The sequence below is a fragment of the Gardnerella sp. C0684A1 genome, assembly GCF_055326835.1.
The window spans coordinates 1-243 of record NZ_JBLTSX010000078.1; the positions used below are offsets into that span (position 1 = coordinate 1).

The following is a 243-nucleotide window of genomic DNA, read 5'->3' on the forward strand; positions in this document are numbered from 1 at the left end:
GCACGCGGCTGCGCAAGGTGGTGCTGCCGCGCTTCACCGACGAGGGCGAACTGCTGCGCTGGCTGATGCGCGAGAACCTGCCCGGCTACTTCCCCTACACCGCCGGCGTGTTTCCGTTCAAGCGAGAGAACGAGGACCCGACCCGGATGTTCGCCGGCGAGGGCGATGCCTTCCGCACCAACCGCCGCTTCAAGCTGGTCTCCGAGGGCATGCCGGCCAAGCGGCTGTCGACCGCGTTCGATT

The 243-nt window shown here is 67.9% G+C and carries 1 protein-coding gene; it reads left to right on the forward strand.

Annotated features, from left to right (window positions below):
• Positions 1-243 (forward strand): methylmalonyl-CoA mutase family protein (locus tag ACNEUN_RS06400; RefSeq protein ID WP_463631620.1); only part of this gene is annotated, 243 nt, incomplete at both ends.